General features: G+C 62.9%; 27 protein-coding genes and 1 riboswitch. Of the genes, 12 read left to right on the plus strand and 15 right to left on the minus strand.

The window, feature by feature from the left end; all coding sequences use genetic code 11:
* Window positions 1-33 precede the first annotated feature (33 nt).
* Window positions 34-2,142, minus strand: a complete 2,109-nt coding sequence (locus tag HAV21_RS20670; RefSeq protein ID WP_166842979.1) for a cytochrome c oxidase assembly protein — start codon at window positions 2,140-2,142, stop codon at window positions 34-36.
* 221 nt (window positions 2,143-2,363) lie between these two features.
* Here HAV21_RS20670 and HAV21_RS20675 point away from each other — a divergent pair, with 221 nt between their 5' ends.
* The 5 genes from HAV21_RS20675 to HAV21_RS20695 all read left to right on the plus strand — a co-directional run bounded on the left by HAV21_RS20675 (window position 2,364) and on the right by HAV21_RS20695 (window position 7,556).
* Entirely contained in the window at window positions 2,364-2,786 is a 423-nt protein-coding gene (locus HAV21_RS20675; RefSeq protein ID WP_166842980.1) for a metalloregulator ArsR/SmtB family transcription factor, read from the plus strand.
* A 45-nt stretch (window positions 2,787-2,831) separates the two neighbouring features.
* Entirely contained in the window at window positions 2,832-3,800 is a 969-nt protein-coding gene (locus tag HAV21_RS20680; RefSeq protein ID WP_166842981.1) for a cytochrome c oxidase assembly protein, read from the plus strand.
* The gene (locus HAV21_RS20685) at window positions 3,797-5,425 is read left to right on the plus strand and encodes a cytochrome c biogenesis protein ResB (RefSeq protein WP_166842982.1); all 1,629 of its coding nucleotides are present in this window, start codon (window positions 3,797-3,799) and stop codon (window positions 5,423-5,425) included. The genes HAV21_RS20680 and HAV21_RS20685 overlap by 4 nt, the downstream gene beginning before the upstream one ends.
* Window positions 5,415-6,272 carry an SURF1 family protein gene (locus HAV21_RS20690; protein WP_166842983.1) on the plus strand — a complete coding sequence of 286 codons (858 nt, stop codon included), beginning with the start codon at window positions 5,415-5,417 and terminating at the stop codon, window positions 6,270-6,272. Before HAV21_RS20685 ends, HAV21_RS20690 begins: the two co-directional genes overlap by 11 nt.
* A gap of 278 nt (window positions 6,273-6,550) precedes the next feature.
* Window positions 6,551-6,724, plus strand: a riboswitch (cyclic di-AMP (ydaO/yuaA leader).
* Window positions 6,725-6,806: 82 nt separating this feature from the next.
* Entirely contained in the window at window positions 6,807-7,556 is a 750-nt protein-coding gene (locus tag HAV21_RS20695; RefSeq protein WP_166842984.1) for a M23 family metallopeptidase, read from the plus strand.
* A gap of 34 nt (window positions 7,557-7,590) precedes the next feature.
* On the opposite strand, the gene HAV21_RS20700 is transcribed toward HAV21_RS20695, so the two are convergent.
* From HAV21_RS20700 to HAV21_RS20725, 6 genes are read right to left on the minus strand one after another with little or no spacing between them, the layout of a single operon-like run.
* Entirely contained in the window at window positions 7,591-8,262 is a 672-nt protein-coding gene (locus HAV21_RS20700) for a vitamin K epoxide reductase family protein (protein ID WP_166842985.1), read from the minus strand.
* 40 nt (window positions 8,263-8,302) lie between these two features.
* Window positions 8,303-8,914: a TlpA disulfide reductase family protein gene (locus HAV21_RS20705; RefSeq protein ID WP_166842986.1), complete on the minus strand. Its 612-nt coding sequence runs from the start codon at window positions 8,912-8,914 to the stop codon at window positions 8,303-8,305.
* A gap of 45 nt (window positions 8,915-8,959) precedes the next feature.
* Window positions 8,960-9,709, minus strand: a complete 750-nt coding sequence (locus HAV21_RS20710) for a cytochrome c biogenesis protein CcdA (protein WP_166842987.1) — start codon at window positions 9,707-9,709, stop codon at window positions 8,960-8,962.
* A 4-nt stretch (window positions 9,710-9,713) separates the two neighbouring features.
* Entirely contained in the window at window positions 9,714-10,205 is a 492-nt protein-coding gene (gene lspA, locus HAV21_RS20715; RefSeq protein WP_166842988.1) for a signal peptidase II, read from the minus strand.
* A complete protein-coding gene (locus HAV21_RS20720) occupies window positions 10,202-12,154 on the minus strand; it encodes a cation-translocating P-type ATPase (protein ID WP_166842989.1) in 1,953 nt (650 codons plus the stop codon). The genes lspA and HAV21_RS20720 overlap by 4 nt, the downstream gene beginning before the upstream one ends.
* Entirely contained in the window at window positions 12,151-12,543 is a 393-nt protein-coding gene (locus tag HAV21_RS20725; protein WP_166842990.1) for a metalloregulator ArsR/SmtB family transcription factor, read from the minus strand. Before HAV21_RS20725 ends, HAV21_RS20720 begins: the two co-directional genes overlap by 4 nt.
* A 196-nt stretch (window positions 12,544-12,739) precedes the next feature.
* Between HAV21_RS20725 and HAV21_RS20730 the strand changes: the two genes are divergently transcribed.
* Both HAV21_RS20730 and HAV21_RS20735 read left to right on the plus strand, forming a co-directional pair.
* Window positions 12,740-13,051, plus strand: coding sequence for a thioredoxin family protein (locus HAV21_RS20730; protein WP_166842991.1), 312 nt, complete (start codon window positions 12,740-12,742; stop codon window positions 13,049-13,051).
* A 180-nt stretch (window positions 13,052-13,231) separates the two neighbouring features.
* Entirely contained in the window at window positions 13,232-13,969 is a 738-nt protein-coding gene (locus tag HAV21_RS20735; RefSeq protein ID WP_166842992.1) for a metal-dependent transcriptional regulator, read from the plus strand.
* An 11-nt stretch (window positions 13,970-13,980) separates the two neighbouring features.
* On the opposite strand, the gene HAV21_RS20740 is transcribed toward HAV21_RS20735, so the two are convergent.
* Entirely contained in the window at window positions 13,981-15,231 is a 1,251-nt protein-coding gene (locus HAV21_RS20740) for an Nramp family divalent metal transporter (protein WP_166843024.1), read from the minus strand.
* Window positions 15,232-15,344: 113 nt separating this feature from the next.
* Here HAV21_RS20740 and HAV21_RS20745 point away from each other — a divergent pair, with 113 nt between their 5' ends.
* From HAV21_RS20745 to HAV21_RS20760, 4 genes are all read left to right on the plus strand, one after another.
* Complete coding sequence (locus tag HAV21_RS20745; RefSeq protein ID WP_243753409.1) at window positions 15,345-15,803, plus strand: SOS response-associated peptidase family protein; 459 nt, start codon at window positions 15,345-15,347, stop codon at window positions 15,801-15,803.
* Window positions 15,804-15,874: 71 nt separating this feature from the next.
* Complete coding sequence (locus HAV21_RS20750; RefSeq protein WP_166842993.1) at window positions 15,875-16,057, plus strand: DUF1508 domain-containing protein; 183 nt, start codon at window positions 15,875-15,877, stop codon at window positions 16,055-16,057.
* A gap of 1,050 nt (window positions 16,058-17,107) precedes the next feature.
* Window positions 17,108-17,635, plus strand: coding sequence for a hypothetical protein (locus HAV21_RS20755; protein ID WP_166842994.1), 528 nt, complete (start codon window positions 17,108-17,110; stop codon window positions 17,633-17,635).
* A gap of 395 nt (window positions 17,636-18,030) precedes the next feature.
* A complete protein-coding gene (locus HAV21_RS20760) occupies window positions 18,031-18,396 on the plus strand; it encodes a hypothetical protein (RefSeq protein WP_166842995.1) in 366 nt (121 codons plus the stop codon).
* Between the two features lie 300 nt (window positions 18,397-18,696).
* On the opposite strand, the gene HAV21_RS20765 is transcribed toward HAV21_RS20760, so the two are convergent.
* The 7 genes from HAV21_RS20765 to HAV21_RS20795 all read right to left on the minus strand — a co-directional run bounded on the left by HAV21_RS20765 (window position 18,697) and on the right by HAV21_RS20795 (window position 23,518).
* Window positions 18,697-19,095 carry a hypothetical protein gene (locus tag HAV21_RS20765; RefSeq protein WP_166842996.1) on the minus strand — a complete coding sequence of 133 codons (399 nt, stop codon included), beginning with the start codon at window positions 19,093-19,095 and terminating at the stop codon, window positions 18,697-18,699.
* The gene (locus HAV21_RS20770; RefSeq protein WP_166842997.1) at window positions 19,095-19,409 is read right to left on the minus strand and encodes a hypothetical protein; all 315 of its coding nucleotides are present in this window, start codon (window positions 19,407-19,409) and stop codon (window positions 19,095-19,097) included. The genes HAV21_RS20765 and HAV21_RS20770 overlap by 1 nt, the downstream gene beginning before the upstream one ends.
* Window positions 19,410-19,438: 29 nt before the next feature.
* Window positions 19,439-20,737, minus strand: a complete 1,299-nt coding sequence (locus HAV21_RS20775; protein WP_208097294.1) for a Y-family DNA polymerase — start codon at window positions 20,735-20,737, stop codon at window positions 19,439-19,441.
* On the minus strand, window positions 20,730-21,161 hold the full coding sequence (gene umuD, locus HAV21_RS20780) for a translesion error-prone DNA polymerase V autoproteolytic subunit (RefSeq protein ID WP_166842998.1): 432 nt from the start codon (window positions 21,159-21,161) through the stop codon (window positions 20,730-20,732). The genes HAV21_RS20775 and umuD overlap by 8 nt, the downstream gene beginning before the upstream one ends.
* A gap of 1,109 nt (window positions 21,162-22,270) precedes the next feature.
* The gene (locus tag HAV21_RS22405) at window positions 22,271-22,672 is read right to left on the minus strand and encodes a hypothetical protein (protein ID WP_243753410.1); all 402 of its coding nucleotides are present in this window, start codon (window positions 22,670-22,672) and stop codon (window positions 22,271-22,273) included.
* Between the two features lie 132 nt (window positions 22,673-22,804).
* Complete coding sequence (locus tag HAV21_RS22080; protein ID WP_208097296.1) at window positions 22,805-23,122, minus strand: hypothetical protein; 318 nt, start codon at window positions 23,120-23,122, stop codon at window positions 22,805-22,807.
* 45 nt (window positions 23,123-23,167) lie between these two features.
* Entirely contained in the window at window positions 23,168-23,518 is a 351-nt protein-coding gene (locus HAV21_RS20795; protein WP_071416464.1) for a metalloregulator ArsR/SmtB family transcription factor, read from the minus strand.
* Between the two features lie 97 nt (window positions 23,519-23,615).
* On the opposite strand from HAV21_RS20795, the gene arsB reads away from it, so the two are divergent.
* Window positions 23,616-24,716 carry an ACR3 family arsenite efflux transporter gene (gene arsB, locus HAV21_RS20800; protein ID WP_071416465.1) on the plus strand — a complete coding sequence of 367 codons (1,101 nt, stop codon included), beginning with the start codon at window positions 23,616-23,618 and terminating at the stop codon, window positions 24,714-24,716.
* Window positions 24,717-24,744: the final 28 nt, after the last annotated feature.

Below are 24,744 nucleotides of genomic sequence, written 5' to 3' on the forward strand. Positions count from 1 at the left end.
TCTGTACTGATTCTTTTCCACGCTTTGCCCTGGCTAGGCGTTTCTGTCATGGCCCCGGTTCCTGGTGTCGCGTTCCTCCAGTTGGGCGAGCATGGCATTGTAGGCGTCCAAGTCGGCATCGTTGGTGCGGATAGCCGCCCTGTCACTGCGCCGCATTTCGCGGGCGTCCGAACGTGACCACATGACGGCCACGCCAATGGCAATCAGCAAGGTCGGGACTTCGCCGATGCCCCAGGTAATCGCACCGGCCATCTGCTGGTCCTCCAAGGGCGGGGCGCCCCAGTCGCGGCCCAGTTCGGTGAACCACTCGGGTTGGATCAGGGTGGTTGACCCCATTAACGTGACGCCGAAGAAGGCGTGGAAGGCCATGGTGGCCAGGAGCAGCAGCAGCCGGAGCGGGTAGGGGGCGCGGCGCGGGACGGGGTCGGTGCCGATCATCGACAGGACGAACAGGTAGCCGGTAATCACGAAGTGGACCGTCATGAGTTCGTGCCCGACGTGCTCCCTAAGTGCGAAGCCGAAGGCGTCGGAGTAGTAGAACAGGACGATGGATCCGGCGAAATTGGCGGCGACGAACAAGGGGTGGGTCACGATGGCCGCCACCCGGGAATGGATCAGGACCATGAGCCACTCGCGTGGTCCGCGGGAGCCGTCGCGGCGGGGTGTCAGGGTCCGCAGTGCCAGGGTGACCGGGGCTCCGAGGACGAGGAAGACCGGAACGACCATGGTCAGGGCCATGTGGTCGAGCATGTGGGCGCTGAACAGGATCCGCCCATACACGGACGGCCCGCCCGAGGTGAAGAACACCAGCGCTGCCAGGCCCACGAGCCAGGCGACGCTGCGGATCCACGGCCAGCTGTCCCCGCGGCGGCGCAGACGCTGCGCCGCGCGCAGATAGAGGTACGCGGCGAACACGGCGAATGCGATCCAGAGCCAGTCCGGCCGCCAGATGGTGAACCAGCGTTCGGGTGTCAGTTCCGGTGGCAGGAGGTATCCGGTGAGAATCTCCGCGGGCGTCAGGGCCGGCCGGATGTCTTCCCCGGCCGGTGGCGGGGTCCGGCTCAGGGCGGCGGCGAGCCCGCTGACGGCGCCCATGATCAGCAGTTCCACCACAATGAAGCGCCACAGCAACCGGTTGGCTTGGCCGGTCCGGTTCTTCACGCTGAGGGCGGGAATAAGCCGTTTCCGGTGCAGGTATCCGATGGCCCCCAAGGCGATGGCCGCCGTCGTCTTCGAGATGAGCAGAACCCCGTAGGGGGAGGCAAGACCGGCCGGCAGCTCGATGCGGATGGCGGCATTGATGATTCCCGAAGCCACGACGAGGACAAAGGCGAAGCCGGCCAGGGTGGAAAACCGTTTGAGGACTTCTGCGGTGTCTTTGCCGAAGGCCGTCCCGCCCACGGCCAGTGCGATCAGGCCGCCCAGCCATAGGCACACCCCGACCAGGTGCAGACCCAGGGAGTTGATGGCCTGCTCGTGATCGTTGCCGCCGGCGGCGTGGCCGATCAGCACCACCGGCACTAGGCCGCCCACCGCGAGCAGGGCTGCGGCGGCCAGGCCGGCGCTGGAGCGCACGCCAAAGGTCAAGGTGGCAACGACCGCGGCGATGATAACGACCCACAGCCAGGCCGCACCGTTGGGAAGCTCAGTGATGTAGGAGACGATCTGGGCCGCGAACTCGCGGCTGCCCGAAACCGGAACGCCGGCAATATCAGCGAAACTGAACACCAGCACCGCCCCGGCCGAAAGAGTCCAGACCAGGCTCGCCACCGAGGCCAGCACCATGATCCGGCTGAACGCCGGATGCTCATCAGCGGCCGCGATCTCCGCCGCCGATATGCCTGTCGTACGGGACCCGGATCCGCCGCCCCTGCGGCCCCGCAGTACCGGCGGCACAATGAAGGCCGCGAAGACCAGGGCGCCGATGGTGGCCGCCGCTGCTACGTTCTGCACTGTCTGGGCCACGCCGTAGCCCCACCGGACCAAAGCGCCGGGATCCCGGGTTTCCGCCGGCAAGGTCCCCCTGCCGTAGGCCGTCGCCACCAGGACCACGACCACGGCGATCACGCCGGCCGCGGCCAGCCACCGCAATTTCGGCGAGGTGGTTGGGCTGCCGCTGGCAGCGGGGGCTTTCAAAGCCACAATGGTTCCTTAACGCTGGTCCCGTACCTGCCCCTCCATGGCCTGGGAGTCAGGCGACGCCGATGCAGTCCGGCGCCATTCAAGATTATCTGTAGAGTTGTTCAGACGTTAATCGGTGGCCGACGGACACTTCCTGATCCAGGCAGTACGACCCGTTCAGGGACGGACCGCACGTCAGAAGGCAAATGCGACGCATTAGCAGGTAGAGGTAGTCTTTATGAATGACCGGAACAGCACAGGCAGCGCCGACGCCCAGCCAGCCGGGCAGCGACTGCGCCGTTCGGCTGGTCGATGCCGAAAAGGTCGAGGCCGTCCGGTCCCGAATGCCAGCGGACACGGACGTGACGGATCTTGCGGAGATTTTCGGGCTGCTCTCGGACCCGGGACGGGTCAGGATCCTTATCGCGCTGCTCGAAGGGGAGATGTGCGTGTGCGATTTGGCCGCCACCACAGGGTTGAGCGAATCAGGTGTTTCCCATGCGCTGCGCCTGCTGCGCGGCCCGCGGGTGGTGCAGGTCCGTCGGGCCGGCCGTATGGCCTACTATTCATTGGCCGACTCGCACGTGCGCATGCTGCTCGATCTTGGTCTCACTCACGTCGGACATGCCGGTCAGGACCGCCTGAAGATGGTCAGCAACAACTAATTCCCGCCCCTGACCAGGCCACCACGGCCGGACGGGGGCACTGACATGGCCGAGCCCGGAGTCGAGGGCCCGGTCTGGCTTCCCTCGCTGCCGCCGTCGCTGGGGGAGTATCTCGCCCCGAACCTGCAGCCTGTTCCGCTGATCCCTGCCTTGACGCTGCTGGCGGCGGTCTTCTATCTAGCTGGCGCGATCAGTCTCTGGCGGCAGGGCCGGCACTGGTCCCCGATACGCACAGCATCGTTCCTGTTCGGCTGCCTGGCCATCATCGTCGTCATGGGAGCAGGTATCGAAGGGTACGGGCTGCGGATGTTCTCCATTTTCATGTTCCAGCAGCTGACCCTGATGATGGCTGTCCCGCCCCTGTTGGTCATCGGCTCCCCCGGCACCTTGCTGCTGCGGGCGACCCCGCACGGCCTGTTGGGCCGACCGGTCCTGAAGGTTGCCCTCTGGGGCCTGCGGTCCCGTTGGGGCCGGTTGGCCATTCACCCGGCTTTCATGGTGCCGCTGTTCCTGCTCAGCTTCTACGGGGTCTATTTTTCCGGGCTCGCGGACCTGCTGTTGCCGAACTGGTACGGCCACGTCGGGTTGGAATTGTTGTTCCTTGCCGCGGGCATCCTGTTCACGGTGCCGCTGATTTCCGCTGACCCGCTGCCGAGCAGGCAGACGCATTTCGGCCGGCTGTTGGACATTTTTGCCGAGATGCCGTTGCATGCCTTTTTCGGTGTCGTGATCATGATGGCCACCGCGCCGATGGTTAAGTTCTTCGCTGCGCCGCCGGAAAGTTGGAACGTGGATCCGATGCAGGACCAGGGACTGGCCGGCGGGTTGGCCTGGTCGTACGGGGAGCTGCCGGGAGTGCTGTTGTTGATGTTTATCCTGGTTCGCTGGCAACGGGACGAGGCCAAGGGATGGGTCAGGTCCGAGCGTAAGGCGGCCGTCGACGGCACCCCGGACCTGGACGCTTACAACGAGTACCTGCGTCAGCTGGCCAACCGTCCGGTGCGCCGGCGATGACAGTACCTGACACTTCAACGCCGCCCGCCGATCAGGTGCCGGACCCCGTACTGCCGGCATTGGGACCCGTTGGCATGCTGCGCTGGGCCTGGCGGCAGCTGACCAGCATGCGCACGGCCCTGTTCCTGCTGCTCCTGCTCGCAGTGGGCGCCGTGCCGGGCTCGCTGTTCCCGCAACGATCAGCCAATCCTGCCCTCGTTACCCGGTACATCAAGGACAACCCCGCCTACGGCCCGGTCCTGGACGCGTTGCAGATGTTCGATGTCTACTCCTCCGTGTGGTTCTCAGCCATCTACATCCTGCTCTTCATCTCCCTGATCGGCTGTGTCGTTCCCAGGGCCCGCACCCACTACAAAGCCTTGCGCTCCCAACCCCCACGTACCCCAAAGCGCCTTTCGCGGCTGCCGGAGTACGGCACCCTGGTGCTGCCCGCCGACGCCGGCATCCACGCTGCCGCCGCTATAACTGAGGCCGCCGGGGTGTTGAGGAAGCGCGGCTACCGGGTCGAGGTCAGGGACCGGGATGGGCTGCGTCCCTCTCTGGGTGCCGAGCGGGGGTTTTTGAAGGAGGCCGGCAACCTGGTGTTCCACACCTCGCTGATCGGGGTGCTGGTGTGTGTGGCCATCGGCGGGATGTTCGGCTACCGGGGACAGAAGATCCTCATCGAAGGCGGCACTTTCGTCAATACCCTGGTCAGCTACGATGCCTTCACCCCGGGAACCAACTTCAACACCGCCTGGCTGGATCCTTTCGCCGTCACTTTGGAGAGCTTCGAGGTCCGTTTCGACAGGGAATCACGCCAGCAGTTCGGCCAGCCGATCGACTTCACCGCCGAGCTGAGCACCAAGGACGGAGCGGAGTCCCCGGCACGGGAACAGACCCTGAAAGTCAACGAACCGGTCTATTTCGGCGAAACCGGGGTGTTCTTGGTCGGCAACGGCTACGCCCCGGTCGTCACCGTCAAGGACGGCACCGGGAAAACCGCGTTCAGCGGTCCCGTGGTGTCCATCCCCAACGACGGGGTCTACACCTCTTCGGTGGTCCTCAAGGTCCCGGACGCCGCACCATCCCAGCTGGGCTTTGTCGGGTTCTTCCTGCCCTCGGCCATCAAGAACGACCAGGGCGTGTCCTACAGCTTCGACCCCGATCCCCTGAACCCGCAGCTGAGCCTGAACTCGTACTACGGGGACCTCGGGCTGGACACCGGAGCGCCGCAAAACGTGTACGTCCTGGACGTGGCCAAGCTGACCCAACTCAACGGCAGGGACCTTCCCGCCGGCGGCATCACGCTTCAACCCGGTGCCACGTACACGCTGCCCGAAGGCAAGGGAAGCATCAGCTTCGACGGGCTTAAACGCTACATCGGGGTGGATGTACGCAGTACCCCCGCCCAGGGCTGGGTGCTGGTATTTTCGCTGCTGGCCGTGGCAGGGCTCATGGTCTCCCTGTATGTGAACCGGCGCCGGGTATGGGTCCGTACCGGCACTCACGAGGACGGCAGGACGATGGTCGAATACGGCCTCCTGGCCCGCGGAGAAGACCACCGCCTTGCCGCCGAGGCGACGGCCATCCGGGCACTGTTAGCAGGTCAGTGGCAGCTTCAGGAGGAACAGGGTGACGTATAGGTTCCTTCTGTCCTGGCGTTGGGCGGGTTGGCTGCTGCTGGCCGCACTTTTCGCCGCAGCGTGCATCGGGCTGGGGAACTGGCAGATGGAGCGCCGGAATCAGACCGTGGCCGAAATCCGCAGGGTCCAGCAGAACTACGACAAAACCCCGGTGCCGTTTCAGGATGCCCGCGCGTACTTCAACGTCGCCGACCCCGACGCGAAGTGGACGACCGTGGCAGTGTCCGGACGGTACCTCGCCGAGGACCAGAGAATCGTCAGGAACCGTCCCAACAACTCCGTTGCCGGATACGAAGTAGTGGTCCCGTTCCGTCTGGCCTCCGGTGAAACGATCGCGATCAACCGGGGCTGGCTGCCGATCGGCAACGCCCGGCCCGGATACCCCGATGCCGTGCCCGCCCCGCCGACAGGCGAGGTCTCCGCGGTCGTGCGCATCAAACCCTCCGAACCCGATCTTGGCCGTGACGCCCCGGCGGGCCAGTTGGCCAGCATCGACCTGCCCTACTACGCGAGCCAACTGGAGTACCCGTTGATGGCAGGCAGCTACGGGGTCATGGCCTTGGAGTCCCCGCAACCCGCTGTCGTTCCCCAACAACTCGCCCCGCCTGCCGTCAAGGAAGGATCGAACCTGTCCTACGCCCTGCAGTGGATCACCTTCGGGATCCTGGCGTTCGTGGGCTTCGGCTACATGGCACGTCAACAGGCCCGCATCCACCGCGAAGAACGGGAAACCCTCGACGAATCCGCGGAGACAGCAAGCACCGTCCAGCACGCCCGTCATCCCTCCCCGCGCAAACGCTCCCGCGCCGAGGAAGAAGACGCCCTGCTGGACTCAATGGGACTCTGAGCCCGGCACCGGGCAGCGCCCGTGCAGGGCGGTCAGGGATATCCCGTACGACAGAAAGCGCGGCACTCGGGAACCATCCTCCGGGGGGACTCGTTGACCCGTTGGCTGCACATCTGAAGAGATGCTCAACAGTTCCATGCCGCCCACCAAACAGCGGCGACTCTTGCGCGACACGGGAAAGTAGTGTCACGAAATTGTAACGATGACGTTTTGCGGCTACTATTAGTTCAGGTTTTTCTGTACTGAGACCCTTGATGCCCCACGCTGGACCCCGCCGGGGGCATCAAACGACTATCCCTTTTTAACGGCGGGGGTGGAGGACCCAGAATCGGCAGCAAGCCTGCCTTGGGGTGAAGCCGTGATGTCGGTGGCCTGAAAGCCGCCGGGCACGGCCGGGCTTTTTCCTTGGCCCGAACCCGACAGCTAACTTCGCAGGCGAACCGAAAGGATCGATCCCCCTTGCCTTCTGTATCCCCCCATGGCCGCCGCCGAAAGCCAACCTCCGGATTCGCGCCCCGCACGGCCGTCCCGATAATGTCCCCCACTACCGGCCGCCACCGGCCCCTGCCAGAGGCAGGGACGCGGGCGAGCCGGCGCAAACAGGTCACCGCAGCGGCCACACTGAGCGTGGCCGCGCTTTTGACTGCAGCGCTCACCGCCGCCCATGCCGGCCCGGCCCCCAGCAGTACAGTTCCTGCCGTGCAGGCGTCGGGGACCGTCACTGCCGGCGCCCCCGTCCAGGCCCCCGTGGGGGCTTCAATCAGTTATGAACGGCCGGCTGTCACCACCAAGCAGGCGCCGTTGCCGGTACCGGCCAAGACCGAGGTGGCTGCTTCCGGTGCGGTTGCACCCAAGTCCGTTGCTGCGGCTCCCGCTCCCGCGCAACCTGTCTCAGCCGCCCGGCTCGGGGCGCCCCTGGCCGGCATGTCGGTCAGCTCACCCTTCGGTATTCGCACGTCCCCGATCTCCGGCGCCGGGGAGCTGCACACCGGCCTTGACCTCGTGGCGGCCTGCCAGACCGCAGTGTTCGCCGCCGGAGCCGGGACCGTCGTGGAGGCCGGATGGTCCCCCTACGGTGGCGGGAACAGAATTGTGGTGGACCACGGCAACGGCCTGAAGAGTACTTACAACCACCTGGCCTCCATCGAAACCTCAGTCGGCGCGACCGTAACCCCCGGCCAGCGGCTGGCCGCGGCCGGAACCACCGGCAACTCCACCGGTTGCCATCTGCACTTCGAGGTACTGCTCAACGGTCAGACCGTGAATCCGCAGGGATGGATGTAAGCCTCGACCATCGCCTCGCCTGGATGTCCGACCCTCAGAGTCCTGATGTGCCCAGGAAGACGTGGCTGAAGGCGAAGAAGATGGTTGCGGTAGCAGCCACGTAGAGCAGCGCGGTAATGATCCAGCCGAATTCACCGACAACGCTGGCCGTGCCGGCGGGTACTTTGATGACTCCATGGTTGATGTTCCGGGCCGTGACCCAGACGAACAGGGGAATCATTGCCGACCAGACAATCATGCAGAAGGGGCAGAGGATGTGGATCGAGTACAGGGCCTGGGACCATAGCCACACGACGAAAGCAAAGCCAAGCGTGACACCGGCCTGCAGCCCGGCCCAGTACCAGCGGGCGAACGTTGCGCCTGAAAGCAGTGCCATGCCGGTGGTGATGATGACGGCGAACGCCACGATCCCGATGAACATGTTGGGGAACCCGAAAACGGAACTCTGCCAGGTCTGCATGACCTGGCCGCAGGAAATCCAAGGATTGACGTCGCAGACGGTTTTATAGCCCGGGTCCTTGAGTACTTCGAGTTTCTCCAGGACCAGGGCGCCGGAGGCGAGCCAGCCGATGACGCCGGTGATGACCAGGAGCCAGCCAAATGGCTTGTTGCGGGTCATGCGGGGAATATCCGGCCCCGCGGCAGCTGAAGCAACGGCATGGTCGGCGGGTTTCACGTTCGCAGCGGATTTCGCGGTGCTGGTCATGGCAGTAGTCCTTTAGGTGTTCTGGTGGCGGGCTTGGTATTCATGATCCCGCAGCTGCGGTAGTGATCAGTGCCTTCAGGGTTCCTTTTTGCGAGATCCCCAGGATCCGGGCACTGACGCGGCCCTGAGTGTCCAGTACCAGGGTGGTGGGGACTGCACGGGGCGGGACGTACTCGGTCATGGCCAGCAGGATGCCGCCGTCACTGTCATCAAAGCTGGGGTAGTCGACCTTGAAGGTCCGTTCGAAAGCTGCGGCGGTCGCGGCATCGTCGCGGACGTTGACGCCGTAGAACAAGACGCCTTGGTCTTTGAATTCCGTGTGCAGGGCGGCCAAGTCCGGGGCCTCCGCCCGGCACGGAGCGCAGGCCGCGTACCAGAAATTGAGGACCACGACCTTGCCCGCCCAGTCCCGGGCATCAACTTCCTGCCCGTCAAACAGCCGGCCTTCCAAGGCGACCGCGACCCCGCGTGAGGCGGGCGGGTATTCGTTGACCGACCCGTCTCCGGCGATGTAGTTCTTGTCATCGCCGGCCTTGGCCTGCTGGGCCAGATCGTCCGGGGCTGCACAGCCGGCGGGGGCAAGTACTGCCGCGCCCAGGCCCAGGATGGTGCGGCGTCCGGGACGCCGCAGCGGTTCTGGTTGGTTGATCATGCTCTCAGTCCTTGCTTGTCGTGTCTGTGTGCGGGGTTGCGGTGGCTAGACGGGCATCAGGAACGTCCCTGCCAGGTTCTGCAGCTGGTAGATCCATTGAACCCACACCCCGGTAACCATCAGGACGCCCAAGACGATGAGCATGACGGCGCCGCCGATGTTGATGGCCCGAATATGCTTCCGGACCACCGACAGGACCTTGGAGACCCAGTTCAGGCCCAGAGCAACAAGGACGAAGGGGATGCCCAGCCCCAGGCAATAGATGAAGGCCAGCAGTGCCCCGCGCCAGGCACTGCCCGCGGTGACGCTCAGGCTGAGCACGGCGCTGAGCGTTGGCCCCATGCAGGGGGTCCATCCGAGGCCGAAGACGATACCCAGGAGCGGGGCGCCGGAGAGCCCGCCGCGTCCCGGACCCTGGAATTTGCGGGTTTGCTGGAGCCATGGAAACCGTCCGAGCAGGACCAGGCCCATGATGATCACCACCACGCCCAGTCCCCTCATGAGCAGGTCCTGCCAGCGGATCAGCCAGGAGCCGATGGCTCCGAAAGCTGCCCCGTAGAGGGTGAAGACGGCGCCGAAGCCCAGGATGAACAGTGCCACCCCCGAGAGGACGCGCCGCCTGTTCCGCGGCTGGGTAGGGTCCGTGAGCCCTGAGACGAAGCCCAGGTAGCCGGGAACCAGCGGAAGGATGCACGGGGAGAGGAACGACACCAGACCTGCTGCGGCGGCCAGGGGCAGCGCCAGGATCAGGGCCCCGGAGGTCACCGTCGAGGCAAAGTACTCACCAATGTCCAACGATTCAGTCCTCTTCCCTGCGCGCGGCGGGGAACAGTATTGTGCCCAGAATCAGCAGGCCCACTCCGCCGACGACGAACACGTCAGCCAGGTTGAAGGTCGGGAACCATCCGGTATGCAGGTAGTCAACGACGCCTGCCCCGTCCATCCGGTCCACGAGGTTGCCCAGTGCACCGCCGAGAAGGAAAGCAGCGCCGGCGCGGGAAAGCGTGCCGAACCGGGGGACCGCACGGAACAGGAATACCGCCAGCGCCGTCACGATTACTGCCGTCGCAACGACCACAATCCACGGTGACAGGGTGGCGCCGAGGCTTAACGCGACACCGGTGTTGTAGCCGAGCTTGAGGTTGAACAGACCGAAGTCCAAGACCCTGCCATCACCTATTGTCTCGACCACAACGGTCTTGACCAGCAGATCCAGGGCGGCCAGGGCGAGGGCGCCGAGCCCGAGGACGGCCCGTCCTGTCCGGGGCCGCGTGATGTTCGTGGCACTCATGCGGAGACCCGGGAAGTGTCCGTCAATGCCGGTGCGGGATTTACCACCCGTGAGGCTTTGATGCGGCCAGCCCGGACGCCGTTGCCGATCACGACGATTTCGGCCAGTTCGTGAATCAGGACCACTGCGGCCAGGCCGAGGATCCCGAACAGTGCCAGCGGGATCAGTACCGCGATCAGCAGAAGGGACAGGCCCACGTTCTGCAGCATGATGGATCGGGTACTGCGGGCGTGGTCCAGGATCTGGGGCAGGTGGTTCAGGTCCTCGCCCATCAGGGCGATGTCCGCGGTTTCGATCGCGACGTCGGTGCCCATGGCCCCCATCGCTATTCCGGTGTCGGCGGTGGCCAGGGCCGGGGCGTCGTTGACGCCGTCACCGACCATGGCGGTGGGCTGGCGGGATTTCAAGGTCCGGATGATCTCGGCTTTGTCTTCCGGGCGGAGGTCGGCGTGGACTTCGGTGATGCCGGCGTCCTGGCCCAAGGCTTTGGCGGTGATCGCGTTGTCCCCGGTGAGCATGGCCGTGGTGTATCCGGCGGCGCGCAGCCGGGCGATGACGTCCCGGGCTTCGGGACGCAGCTCGTCACGGACGGCGACGGCACCGATGACTTCCCCGGCGGATTCGATGAGGACGGCGGTGGCACCTGCCTTTTGCATCCGCTCGACCTCTGCGGCCAGCGGGCCAGGGGTGATCCAGCCGGGGCGGCCCAACCGGACGGTTTTGCCCTCGAACATTCCTTGCAGTCCGGCACCTGGCACGGTGTCGACGTCGGTGACCTCTGCCCGGATAGGCGATGCGGCCAGGATGGCGCGGGCAAGGGGGTGTTCGCTGCGGGCCTCCAGCCCGGCCGCGAGGGCGAGGACATCTTCGCGGGTCGCGGTACCGGCTGGGACGACGTCGATGACTTCGGGCTTGTTCCGGGTCAGGGTGCCGGTCTTGTCCAGGGCGATGGTGCGGATCTTGCCGAGGGTTTCCAGGGCCCCGCCGCCCTTGATGAGAACACCGATACGGCTGGCAGCGCCTATGGAGGCGACAACGGTGACCGGGACGGAGATCGCCAAAGCACACGGTGACGCGGCAACCAGGACGACCAGGGCGCGTTCAAACCACAGCAGCGGCTCACCGACGATGAAGCCGAAGGCGATGATCAGTGCCGCGGCAATAAGAATGCCGGGGACGAGTTTCTTGGCGATGTTGTCGGCCAGGCGCTGGCCCGGGCCCTTGCGGGACTGTTCAGCCTCGACGATGTGCACGGTCCTGGCCAGCGAGTTGTTCTCCGCGGTGCTGGTGACCTCGACTTCCAGCGGTCCGGTGCCGTTAATGGCCCCGGCGTAGACATCACTGCCAGGCCCGGCCTCCACGGGCACCGATTCGCCGGTCAGGGCTGAGGTGTCCAGCGACGTGCGGCCGGTGATAATGCGACCGTCGGTAGCCAGCCGTTCACCCGGGCGGACCACCATCCGGTCACCGGGAACGAGTTCGGCCGGGTCTACGGTGACCTCTGCCCCGCCGCGCAGGACTGTCGCTTCGGCCGGAACCAGATCCAACAGCGCACGCAAGCCGCGCCGGGTTTTCGCCAGCGAGTATTCTTCCAAGCCTTCGGAAATGGCGTAGAGGAAGGCGAGCATCGCCGCTTCCTCGAACTCGCCCAGCGCAACGGCCCCGGCTGCGGCGATGGTCATCAGGGTACCGACACCGATTTTGCCCTTGACCAGGCGACGGAGGGTGGAGGGAACAAACGTCCAGGCCGCGACCAGCAGCGCACCGATTTCCAGGACGAGGCGCAGCCATTCCGGCCCGCCCGTCAGGGACAGGACCCAGCCGGTCAGGAGCAGCACACCAGCGACCGCTGCGGCCCTGATCTCAGTAACCTGCCAGAACCCGACTGCTTCCTCGGCCTCTTCGGCCGCAGTTTCGGGCTTGTCGTCGCCGCAGCAAGCGTCACTCATCGGGTGTCCTCCTTCATCAGTTCCACGTTTGCCAGTGCCGTCCCGGTGCCATAGTTCGGACACAGGCTCACAGCGTTGCCGGTTGCGGCAAGCAGGACCTCGGCCTGGGCGAGCATGTCCATCAGTTCCGGGCGGGACAGGGAGTAATACACGCTGCGGCCTTGGGCCCGGCCCTCCACCAGCCGGCAGTCCCGCAGGCATGCCACATGCGCTGACACCGTCGATTGAGCCAGTCCCAGCTCACTGGCCAGCTCACCCACGCGGACCTCACCACCGGCCATCCGCTTCACAATGCTCAGACGCGTTGGATCGCTGAGGGAATGAAACAGTGCCGCCGCAGGATCCAGCGGAGCGCACTCGTCCATGGAACCGCCATATCTAATCGTCATATGGCGATGATAGCGTAATGAGCGGATGTTATCGGCGTACTGCCAAGCTATCTTCGTCCAAGGACGCAGGCGGCGCGGCGTGCGCCAGCAGGCATCGTGAGTACCGCAGGGAAACCCGACACCAGGGCTTAGCGGCTTCGCCATGGCCCCGTACACCCGGGCCATAATTCGAACTCAGCGCGTGGACAATGGAGTCATGAGGATAGAACTGCTCCATATCGATGATTGCCCCAACACCGCTGAAACTCAACAGCGCCTTGAAGCAGCCCTGAAGGTCCTGGGACGCAGCGAGATTCCCGTGTGTATGCGGCAGCTGAACTCCGCCTCCGACATCAGGGGAACGGGATTCGCCGGTTCCCCGACCATCACTGTTGAGGGCAACGACATCTTCCCGACCGGCTCGGTCGCCGATGATCTCGCGTGCAGGGTGTACGCCACCCCGCATGGACTTGCAGGCCTGCCGACCCTTGAGCAGGTCACCGAGGCCCTCAAAAACCATGGACTCTGACGCTTCCGGCACCTGCTCCTGCTGCGGCAGGAGCATGGCCCGGAAAAAGCTACACGCCCTGGAGGCAGGGGCGGCCTTTATTTGCCGCCGTTGCGGCTTGTGGGTTGCCTTCCGACTCACCGCAGATCACCCGGACCCAGATCCGCCATCACAGCAAGCCCGACCATAGGAAACGTGCACATGGGCACCAGCAACACAGCATCCCGGACGGTGAGCACGCCCAAGGCGGCGGACCTGACGGCCGTCGCCCAGGACTACTTGAAGTCGGTCTGGTCCGCGCAGGAATGGTCCGACGAGCCGGTCACGGTTGGTTTGATCGCTGAGCGACTCGGAGTGAGTGCTTCGACCGCTTCTGAAGGCATCCGTAAGTACACAGCCCAAGGGTTGCTCAGGCATGCCCGCTACGGCGGAGTCGAACTTACCCCGGTCGGCACGGAATATGCGCTGATGATGGTTCGCAGGCACCGGCTCCTGGAGACTTTTCTTGTCGAAAAACTCGGCTACCGCTGGGATGAAGTCCACCATGAGGCCGAAGTACTCGAACACGCTGTCTCGGACACTTTCATCACCCGGATCGATGCGCTCCTTGGGCAACCCCGCCACGACCCCCACGGCGATCCAATTCCATCATCGGGCGAATATCCCGACACCGAAAACATGATGCAGTTGAACACAGTGCCGACAGGGCTGACAGTGGTAATTCGTCGGGTCTCGGATGACAGTTCCGAGATGCTCCGCTACTTCGCCCACCATGGCCTCATCCCTGGGACCGGACTATCCGTCCAGGAACCCAAGGCGTTCACGGCCGGAATTCCCGTCCACGTCGCTGATACCGGGAAAGACGTTGTCCTTGGCAACGAGGCGGCAGCGGCCCTCTGGGTAGAAATCACGACCCCAGGTTCGGACGCCTTCAGCTGACGAACCGGGTCTCAGGATTGGCCACTGAGGGTAAGCGTGATGAGGACGATGTTCAGCCCGACAATCAAAGTCGCGCTGGTCCAGCCGGCGATCTTCAGGGCTTTACCATCAGTATGGATGCCCATCACCTCACGCTTGCCGGTGAGCCGAATCAGGGGGATCAAAGCGAACGGAATGCCGAAGCTCAGCAGCACCTGGCTCAACACCAGGGCGAGGGTCGGTTCGATACCTGCTCCCAGAATGATCAGCGCCGGAATGAGAGTAATGACCCGGCGGGTCAGCAACGGGATCCGGACCTTCAACAGCCCGCCCATGATCGTGGCCCCGGCGTAGCAACCGACGGACGTTGAGGCAAGGCCCGATGCCAGCAAGCCAACGGCGAAAATGACGCCAATGGCCGGACCCAACGCTGAAGTCACTGCAGCGTGGGCGCCGTCGATGGTGTCTGTTCCCTCGATGCCACGCAGGCTGGACGCTGCCAACAACAGCATCGAAATGTTAACCACACCAGCGAGCAGCAAAGCTCCCACGACGTCGAAACGGGTGGCCCGGATCAGACGCGTCCTCACGGCCGGATCCTCGGAAAAACCATGCCGGTCCCGCGCCAAGGCCGAGTGCAGGTAAATCGCGTGCGGCATGACCGTAGCGCCCAGCATGCTCGCTGCAAGCAGGACAGTGTCCGTGCCCTCAAAACGAGGAACCAACCCGCCCAGAGCGGCTCCGCCGTCAGGCGGGTTAACGAACAACCCCGACATGAACCCAACCGCGATCACGCCAAGGAGCACCAAGATCGCGTATTCAAAGGAACGCTGGCCCCGATGCGACTGCAACGCCAGCAGCAGCATGGAGGCCACGCCAATGATGACACCTCCGGCCAGCAACGGAAGCCCGAACAGCAGGTTCAGGGCGACCGCGCCACCGATGACCTCGGCCATGTCCGTTGCCCCGGCGACGATCTCAGCCTGCACCCAGTACAGTCGGCGCCGCTTCGTCCCGAGCCGCTTGCCCAGAATCTCGGGAAGGCTCATCCCCGTGGCCAGGCCCAGCTTCGCCGATTGGTACTGCACGAGAACGGCCATGGCATTGGCCACCACCAAAACCCACACGAGCAGATACCCGTAGTTCGCGCCCGCGGTGAGGTTCGCAGCCACGTTGCCGGGGTCCACATAGGCGATCGCGGCAACGAAGGCCGGACCGAGCAGCAGGAGCCGTGACCACACCTTTCGGGGCGCTCGTTTGATTTCAAGAGTGGGTGCGGCCATCATCAGTCCTCATCATCGGGGCGTTCTGATACGAGGATAACGGAAAGTTAGGCGTACCGAAAAGTATTATTTCGGCTGACCAGCAGGCTCGTTGAAGACGTGTCCTAAACGAGTTGAACTGCGACGAAGGAATTACAGCCCCTGAAGTACCGGATAATCCCGCTGAGGGCTACTACGAATGGCAGAAGACCGAGGACGGTAAGAAGATCCCGAACTACCTGTTCTCCGAGAAAGAACTGTTGCTGGGCTTCGCCGGCCTGTACGAGTTCTGGCCCGATCCCGAGCTGCCCGAGGACGATCCTGAACGGTGGCTGTTGACCTGCACGGTCCTGACCACAACAAGCCAGGACGCTTTGGGACACGTCCACGAGCGGTCCCCGGTCATCATCCCGCAGGAGCGCTTCGCGGAATGGCTCGACCCGGACCTGACCGACAAAGCCGACGTCCAACACCTGCTTGATTCCCTGCCGGAACCAACCCTGACTCCGCGCATTGTCAGCACCCGCGTCAACAGTGTCCGGAACAACGGACCCGAGTTGATTGAACCGGATGAGGAGGGTGCCCGCGGTTAGGATGGGCCTCGTTAGGGCAGTTCCCCATATTTGCCGCCCGTGGGGGTGGGCATCATGAAGGAGGATCACGCATGGCAGGAAAGTTTGAAGTCTACAAAGATAGCGCTGGAGGGTTCCGGTTCCGTTTAAAAGCCGGCAACGGTGAAGTCATCGCCACGGGCGAGTCCTACACAACCAAGTCCGCCGCACTGAAGGGCATTGAGTCAGTGAAGACCAACGCAGGATCCGACGTCGTGGACCTCACCAGCTCCTAAGGTCCACCGTCCGATCTGGACGAACAGCGAGGCCCCCGCAGCTGCCAAAGTAGCAGTGGGGGCTTCACTGCGTAATGGAGTGCGAGAGCAGCCAGACACCCGCAACCTTTGTAGAGGTGTGGACGTTTCATCAGCAGAGTTATCCGCGACTCCACAGGCCAAGTGGCAGGAACACGCGTTGGGCGGGACGCCGATGACGACATCCACGCCAAGAAGGGCCGTGCGAACAACGTTCGCCCAGCCCTTCTCAGTAGTTCGGTGGTACTAAAACGGGCCCCTGACGAACCAAAGAACCACGTCCAAAATCAGACGTGTCACCGTGAAAATGCAGTTCGTCATTGCCCAACGATCGTTCTTCTTGCGCCTGCTCATGCTGTGCCTTTCGCCGCATTCAGATGGCGGCAGGGCCACTCATTCCCTAACCATGGTTAAGAAAATGAGCTTTTGAGCTACGCTTGAAGTGTTCAAACTACAAGGAATGTTGCTCAAACGGCCCCGCCGATTGACCAAGCTCCTGAAGATCACCCGGCCCTGGCAGGCCGGGTTTTCTTTTTGGAACCCGTAAGGGTTTTGCCCTCACATTAAGTGTACTGTCCCGGGTCACACGAGCCGGGGCTTAAGTCTCTCACCAGTCCTCAAGACGCTGCTCAACGCCTGTAGACGCGTCCAGGCGCTCCCCGAAGTTCCCTGTAGAACTGAAACATTCGCCGGTACAAGGCAATCTTTCGATGTCCGGGAAAAACGTGTGGCAGACCGTCCTCCACCAGAGTTTTTAGGCCCATCCACCCGTTCCTCCCCACACTGGAGCTGGCCACAACATGCCGAGTCGCCTTCTGAAAATACGCTTTAGTGGACGATCCGCAGATCGTGGAAGATAACTGCGGTCATCCGGATCGTCAGCCCACGGCTGCTCTCTTCCAGGCAGCTCGCTCAGTCCAGGTCTCGATCTCCCTCCCCGGCTATATCGTTAGGCCTGCCCGGCCCCTAACAATTGTCGGAGGTCTCTGAGAGACTTACTGTCAGGAAACCCTGACAGTAAGGTGTACACGCATGGGATGGACATCCAACGACTACAACCACGAGGGCTATGTTGCTGCGATCGCCCCGGACGGGCGTCTCTCGTCGGGTTCGACCGGAGCAGGAATGTTTGTCCACGGGATCACCGGAAACTACCCGACGGCAGGGGAGTTTTACCCCGATGAGGAGATTGTCCCGAATGATCTGATCATGAGCTGGCGTGGTGCCTGCACGTGCGGGTGGCAAGGAGAGCTGTGGCAAAGAGTTCTTACGGCTGCCGACGCTGACCTTGCTACCCGCAAGGAGTACGTTCCGATCGGCGAGTTTGCCGACGTTTCGGGCGAGGTGGAGGAAGCCGTCCGAGAGGAATGGCTTGTCCACATTGCACCGTCTGAGGCGATCCTCGGTGTGGAGGCAGCTGCCAGGGAGCACCGTCAGGCCGGGCACCGTCTGGATAAGACTGTCGCGGCCGCGAAGGCGGCCGGTGCCTCCTGGACCGACATTGGGCGGGCCGCTGGGATCAGCCGCCAAGCTGCGCACGAACGCTGGGCCGACAAGTAACCCTGCCGGTGTCGTCCGGGTCTAGGGTGGGCAGTTCCCTTCGGGCAGACGTGCGTTGAGTTCCCTGATGCGATGAGGGTATTGGCGCTTCTTTGCATGGACCCGTTGTCTGGCGACCCAACCGGCCAGTGCCCGTTCTTTCGGGTCCCAGGCGCTGCGGTGCGGGTGCCTTCCGTTCTCCTTGACCCATTCGATGAATTCGGTGGCACGTTTTGCCAGTGGCGTTCGACGTTGAGCGTGATTCCATCTAGCCACCCAGGGAAGGCGGCATTGAGCGTCTGAATGGCTTCTTTGGCGAGCAGGCCGCGCCTCTGTTGGTTCCGTAGAACTAACAGAACTCCTGCAAGGCGTTCGGCTTCGCTCCCGCTCTTGCCATCTGGGGCGGGCAATGTGCCATGTTCTTGAACGTAGGCAGCTATCTGCTGCGCCGATTCGACGTAGGAGCGCCTTTCCTGCTCGGAAAATGTCTCACGCCATTCAGGCAATCGGGCATCGAGCTCACGCACGCGGGCCGGGAAGCGTTCCCGGCGTGCATCATGACGCTGCCGAAACAACCACCGGCTCAGGAAGCGTTCTGCCTCATCGTCAGAAGACGCGCTCGGGAACCGGCCGTTCTGCTTGACCCAGGCAATGAAGTCCTCTGCCGTGCGTTGCCAGCGTTCACCGGCGTGATCAGCCCGGGCGGTCCACTTCGGATAAGCCTGATCCAGGATTCGGGCGGCATCTTCGGGGAGGTCTCCAGCGGCTTTGAGTCGGCGTAGCCGCTCAAGGACCAGCGCGAGGCGTTTGTGTTCCCCGGAGGAAGGCGTGCGCTGTGTGGGCAGGTATCCGTGGTCTTTGTAGAACTTGGCTATCAGCTCGGCGGACTGTTCCGCGGTTCGCTTTTCCTCGCTCTTAAGGCGCGATTTGCCAGACCGTGCGGATGGCAATGGCTTTGGTGCCTTCAGGGATCAGTGCTTCGGCGGCTGCTTTGGCTTCTTCGTATGTCTTGCCTTCGGCGTCGACGTAGCTTTGTTTGCCGTCGGCGGCCTGTACGGTCAGGTCACTTTCACTCCCATATCCTAGGCTGCCTCAACGGTGAAGGTTCGTTCTAAGCCTGTGAGCAACGCCGATGCCTCGGCGCTGCGGCGTAGGTCCACCGGTCGTGCTCCTTGCAGGGCGGGTGATGGGACCATCATCCACAGTGCGAAGTAGTTGTGAGGGACCCGCAGCTCCATGGCCCGCTCGAAGAGCGCCACCACCACCGGCTCCAAAGTCTGATCAGGCCGGAACTGGTAACCGGGGCAATACGTACCTCCGTCCAGGAAGATCCGGACGAGCTGTTGCATGAGCGGTTCGGGATTCTCGTGCACGGCTGAGAGCCGTTCGCGGACTTGTTCCAGGCTGGGCAGATGGAACTCGTTGCGGATCCGCTCCCACAATTGTTCAGGGACCGGGGAGCTGTACAGGTCAGCCGGCATTAGCTGATGGATTCGAGCTGCCACACGGTGGCCATTGGTTCCCGCCGCAGCGTGAACGTGCGCAGTTCGGCGTTGGCCGAGGGCAGCTTGGCTTGGACCTGCCAGTGTTCGACGCTGACCAGATCGCCGGTGCCGATCGCGGCCCGTGCCCTGGTTTCCCACCATGCGTTCCTGGTGAACCAGTGAGCGGTGTGGACGTCGGGATCGACCATCCAGATCCGGCCGTCGTGACGGATCGCCAACGGGGTGCCGTCGGGGCTGAACCGGACATCGACGTCATGGCCGGTCGTGGGGGATTCGGGTGCAAGTGTCATTTGTGGTTTCCTTTCTTCCTTGGCGCCGGTCAGGCGGCCTTGACGAGGGGGAGTTCGTCCCAGTGGGTGGTGTACCTGGGGGAGAGCATGTCGCGTTTCATGGACCAGTCCGGTCCGCCCTTGAGCCCGGCATGGCCGAGCCCGATGGATCCGCGGCCGTACCGTTTGGCCACGTCCTCGAGCAGTATCCCGATGCCGCGTTCTTCATGGGGGTTCTCGAACAGTTCCAGGGGTTTCTGGTTCCCGGAGGGGCGCAGGTCGGTGACCATGATCCCGACTCGGACGTACTTCACGCCCTCATGGACCTGGGGGAGCAGTGCGTGGGCTGCCCGGGTCAGCAACACCGGGTCAGCGGTGGGCATTGGCAGCGCCAGGCACACCGAGGGGAAGGATTTTTCGTTGGGGTTGAAGTGCGATGTCGCGGCGAACGCGGTCAGCACTTTGGCTTGCAGGTCGTGTTTGGCCAACCGTGCGGAGGCCATTTGCGCGTACACGCTCATGACCTGCCGCAACCCCGCGGTTGTGGTGATGGGTGTGGAGAAGGACCGGGAGAAGATCAGCTGGTCCCGGCCGATCCGTTCCTCTTCCATCGGGATACACGGGGTGCCTTGCAGTTCCAGGACGGTGCGCATCATGACGATGGAGAACTTGTCCCTGATCGCGACCGGGTTCGCGCGGGTCAGGTCAGCGATAGTGAAGATCCCCATCGCGTTCAGGCGTTTGGTGAGCCTGGTGGCCACGCCCCAGATTTCGATTACGGACAGCTTGGCCATCAGTGCATCGCGCTGCTCGGCCGGAACTGACTCCCACCGGCAGACACCGTTGAAGGCCGGGTTGTTTTTTGCCCATTTGTTGCAAAGTTTGGCAAGGGTCTTCGTGGGTGCGATCCCGACGCAGACCGGCACGCCGACGTGCCGCCGGCACGCGGCCTTCATCTCCCGGCCCAGGGCCAGCAGTTCGTCCGGTTCACCTTTGACGCCAAGGAATGCCTCATCGATGGAGTAGACCTCCAGCCAGGCCGAGTAGCGGCCCAGCAGCTCCATGACGCGTGAACTGACGTCTCCGTAGAGCTCGTAGTTGCTCGACAGGGCCACGAGACCCCATTCCTTGGCACGGGGTCGGAGCTTGAACCACGGATCGCCCATGGCGATGCCCAGGCGCTTTGCCTCAGAGGAACGGGTTACGGCGCAGCCGTCATTGTTGGAGAGCACAATGACTGGTTTACCCTCTAGGGAAGGGTTGAACGCCCGTTCGGCCGAGGCGTAAAAGCAGTTCACGTCCACGTGCGCGATTTCCTGCATCCGGCGCATCACCGCGGGCTTAGACATGGTGCAAACACCGTTCAGCCACCCCAAAGATGCTCAGGTCTGCCGAAGCTGGCACCTTGATGTCGGGGAAGGTCGGGTTGTCGGCCTGCAGGACAACGCCCGAGGGCGTAATCCGCAGCCGCTTGATTGTCAGCTCACCATCGAGGACCGCGACGACCACGGAACCGTCCGTCGGTTCCAGTGCCCGGTTCACCACGAGCTCGTCACCGTCGCTGATGCCGGCCTGTTCCATGGATTGGCCGACAATGCGGACGATGACGGTGTTGGTGACGTCTTTGAACAGATGTTCGTTGAGGTCGATCCGATCCTGGAAGTAGTCCTGGGCGGGCGAGGGATAGCCGGCGGCCACCGCTACCGGTGCCAGCGGAACCCCCACCGGAGAGAGTCCCGCGCTTATCACACGGGGGCCAACTATCACGCCCACAACACACCCTTATTCGAAACTATGTTCTATTAAACTACGATACCCCCGGCCTCCGACAACATAGCGCTCAGGGTGAAAGCGAGGGGGTCTGAGGGAGGGTGTGAGGTTCGCTGCCTAGTTGCTTGGCCTTGCCCGGCGAGGCGGCTATGGCCGGTTCGGCCTGCGAGCTCGGCGGGGGTCGGGCCACCGACCCCCGAGGGCTGAAGATGGCTCCGAGTTCGTCAAGTAGCGCAAATAGCGAGTTTTTATGAATGAAGTCTGACGTCGAGGACGGGACCCGCTGAATTCACATTCTTTGCTATTTCCCTAAAGCTCAGAATGGGTTTATCATTGTCTTACCCCAACTCCTTGGGGCGAGGATAACCCGCCATCCTATGGCGGGTTCTGGCTGAAGGGGGGTGGGTCTTATCTGTGTCGATCCGGAGCTAGCCAAAACGCAAGCAGCCGTGCGGCGCCTCAAGTTGCTTAGGTTGGCAATAGGCGTCTGCACGGCTGCTGTTGTTCTCGCTACCGCAGTGAAAGACTTGATCGGTTAACCCATCAAACGTGTGGTGGTCCAGTTCCCGCTGGGCCACCACGCTGTCTTTCCCCAAATAATCCGGCGGTGTAGGTCTCTCATCGCAGGATCATAGGGTTGCGCGGTACTTATAGAGTATCGCAATCATGTGATCATGCAATCATGTTCTACATGAAAAAATAAACATGAAAGCTCATGGGATTATTTTTCATGATTCTAATAACATGATGATCCCCTAATTTTCCGTGAACTTATGGCTCACTTTTTTATGGTGTAAGAAGCTACGGAACTCTTGTGCTGCAGGAAAGTTGGAGCGCAGAAGTTTCATACTGTAAGAAAGCTATGGCTCAAAACTTTCGTAGTGTACGAGAGTTGTGCCGCAGAGTTTTCCTGAGTAAGTAGTTTTTGGCTTGCATCTCTTGTCCGCCCTGATCTGCAGGCCTTGCCATCGGCCAGGCCGGATAACCCAGTAGCCCTATCGCTGCAACGCTCTTCTGTCCGAATTCCGACAGCTCAGTTGCCAATGGGCTCGTGTGGTGGACCCGTCAACGTCTAGTTACTGATGGGTTGTGCCCACTGCGACGAGGTGGCTTCAGCCGTTTTGGAGGTGCGGCGGGAGTTCGACGTCGGCGGGGTCCAGCTCCGGACGTACACGAACGTAGGCGACACCGTGTCTGAAGGATTTGCCGGTCCATGCGACGTCGGCCGATATCTCGACCACGATCGGTTCAACCAGTGTCAGGTGAACCGGTCCTTTGTCTTTACTGAATCTGTTCAGCGAGGTGTCGCTGATTTCTTCCGGCCAGGGGTGCCCGGGCTGTGCCGGGCGGAGCTGGCGGCCCAGCTCACGCCCTACCCGTGTGGAAAGCGCCGTGGAACGGCCTACGATTCGCAGCTGCCCATCGACCGGCAAGCCGACGATGATCGCCTGCGGTTGCGTGATCGGGCCGATGACGGCCGCGCAGACCGCATCAAGAGTGGTTTTTGTCTTCAACTTCAGCCAAGAGCGCGAGCCATCATATGGCTGCGATCCTCCCTTGAACTTCCCTGTCAAGTTCAACGTGTTGAATCTATCCGGGCGGCCGCATCCCGAATGGCGTCACGCTGATGGACTACGTCAAGTCACTCAGGTTCGGTATGACGGTGCCACAGGACCACACGGCCTCGGTGAGATCTGATGATTACCGGCTGCTGCTGACGGCGGCCGCGCGAAGGGCCGCGAGGTCTGGATGGCGATCCAGCCGCGGCTCCGACGGACGGTCCCCCGGGCCGCGAAGTCGGCCAGGGTTTTGCTGGCGATCACCCGCCGGGTCAGATGAAGGGTTGTTTGGGCAACTAGCCGTTGCGCCTGCAGCCAGGACTCGTTGAAAGACTCCCAGACGGGAGCGCTCGATTCGAACGCGGCCTGCCCCGTGTCGATGCCTTCCTGTAAGATCCGCTGCACGGCGGGCCAGTCGTCGGCCGCATTGGCCGCATCCAAACCCTGCCCTCATAGGGCCGCGAGGATCCCGGCAACGTCGTCCAGCGCTCCGGGAATCAACGAGTAGTAAGCCCACGTGCCGCGCTTTTCGCGGTGCAACAGTCCGGCGTCGACCAGGATCTTCAGGTGATGGGACACGGTGGGCTGGCCGAGGTCCAGAGGTTCGGTGAGATCGCAGACGCAGGATTCACCGGAGGCTTCGGCCTTGACGATGGAGAGCAGCCGCAGCCGGTTGGGATCTGCCAGCGCTTTGAAAACCAAGGCCTTCTGCTGTGCTTGTTCTGCAGTCAATGCCGGTGTTCCTGCGGGTACGCAACAGGAGGCGTCGACTGCGGGTTCAAGAGTTTGCAGAGTGTTCATGTCTCCCATTATGCACAAAAATTGACAACCATCGATATGGCTGGGAATACTTCATATCGATCATCATCAATTTAACGCCGAGATTCACAGGAGACCCGTGAGCACCCGGACAGATACACCATCCCTTCGTCGGGACGATGCCGCCGTCGTCGGCAAACTTTCCACCCTCGACCGGTTTCTGCCTGTGTGGATCATTGCCGCCATGGCCCTGGGCCTGCTTCTTGGGAGCTTGATTCCGGGGTTGAACATCGCGCTGGAGGCCGTAAAAGTCGGGGAGGTATCACTGCCGATCGCTATTGGCCTGCTGGTGATGATGTACCCGGTCCTCGCCAAGGTCCGCTACGACCAGGCGCACCGCGTGCTGGCCGATCGGAAGCTGATGATTACCTCGCTGGTGATCAATTGGGTCCTAGCGCCGGCATTCATGTTCGCATTGGCATGGATCTTCATCCCGGACCTACCTGAATACCGGACCGGCCTGATCATTGTGGGCTTGGCCCGCTGCATCGCAATGGTGATGATCTGGAACGATCTGGCCTGCGGGGACCGCGAATCAGCGGCCGTTCTGGTGTTCATCAACTCCGTCTTCCAGGTGTTCGCCTTCGCTGCGTTGGGCTGGTTCTACCTTCAGTGGCTGCCGTCACTCCTGGGATTACCCACGACAAGCGCGGACTTCTCCTTCTGGGCCATCACTCTCTCGGTCCTGATCTTCCTGGGCATCCCCTTGCTGGCAGGGTTCCTCACCCGCGCCATCGGCGAGAAAGCCAAGGGCCGGGACTGGTACGAGAACAAGCTCCTGCCGAAGCTCGGGCCCTGGGCTCTTTACGGACTCCTCTTCACTATTACCCTCCTCTTTGCTCTTCAAGGTGGCACGATCACGTCGCGACCGCTGGACGTGGTCCGCATCGCAGTGCCGCTCCTTGTCTACTTCCTCGTAGTTTTCGGCATCGGCATGGTCCTTGGCCGACTGCTGAATCTGGGATATGCCAAGACCACAACACTGGCTTTCACTGCCGCCGGCAACAACTTCGAGCTCGCGATCGCTGTTGCGATCGGCACCTTCGGGGTCACGTCCGGGCAAGCCCTCGCCGGCGTCGTGGGCCCATTGATCGAAGTTCCTGCCCTCGTTGCACTGGTCTACGCAGCACTTTGGGCACGGAAACGGTTCTTCCGCAACGAAGCCACCGCCACCGTTTAGGCGGCCGCATTGACCGAACGATTTAGTT

It is taken from the genome of Paenarthrobacter sp. MSM-2-10-13, assembly GCF_011605365.1.
Taxonomy (GTDB): Bacteria; Actinomycetota; Actinomycetes; order Actinomycetales; family Micrococcaceae; genus Arthrobacter.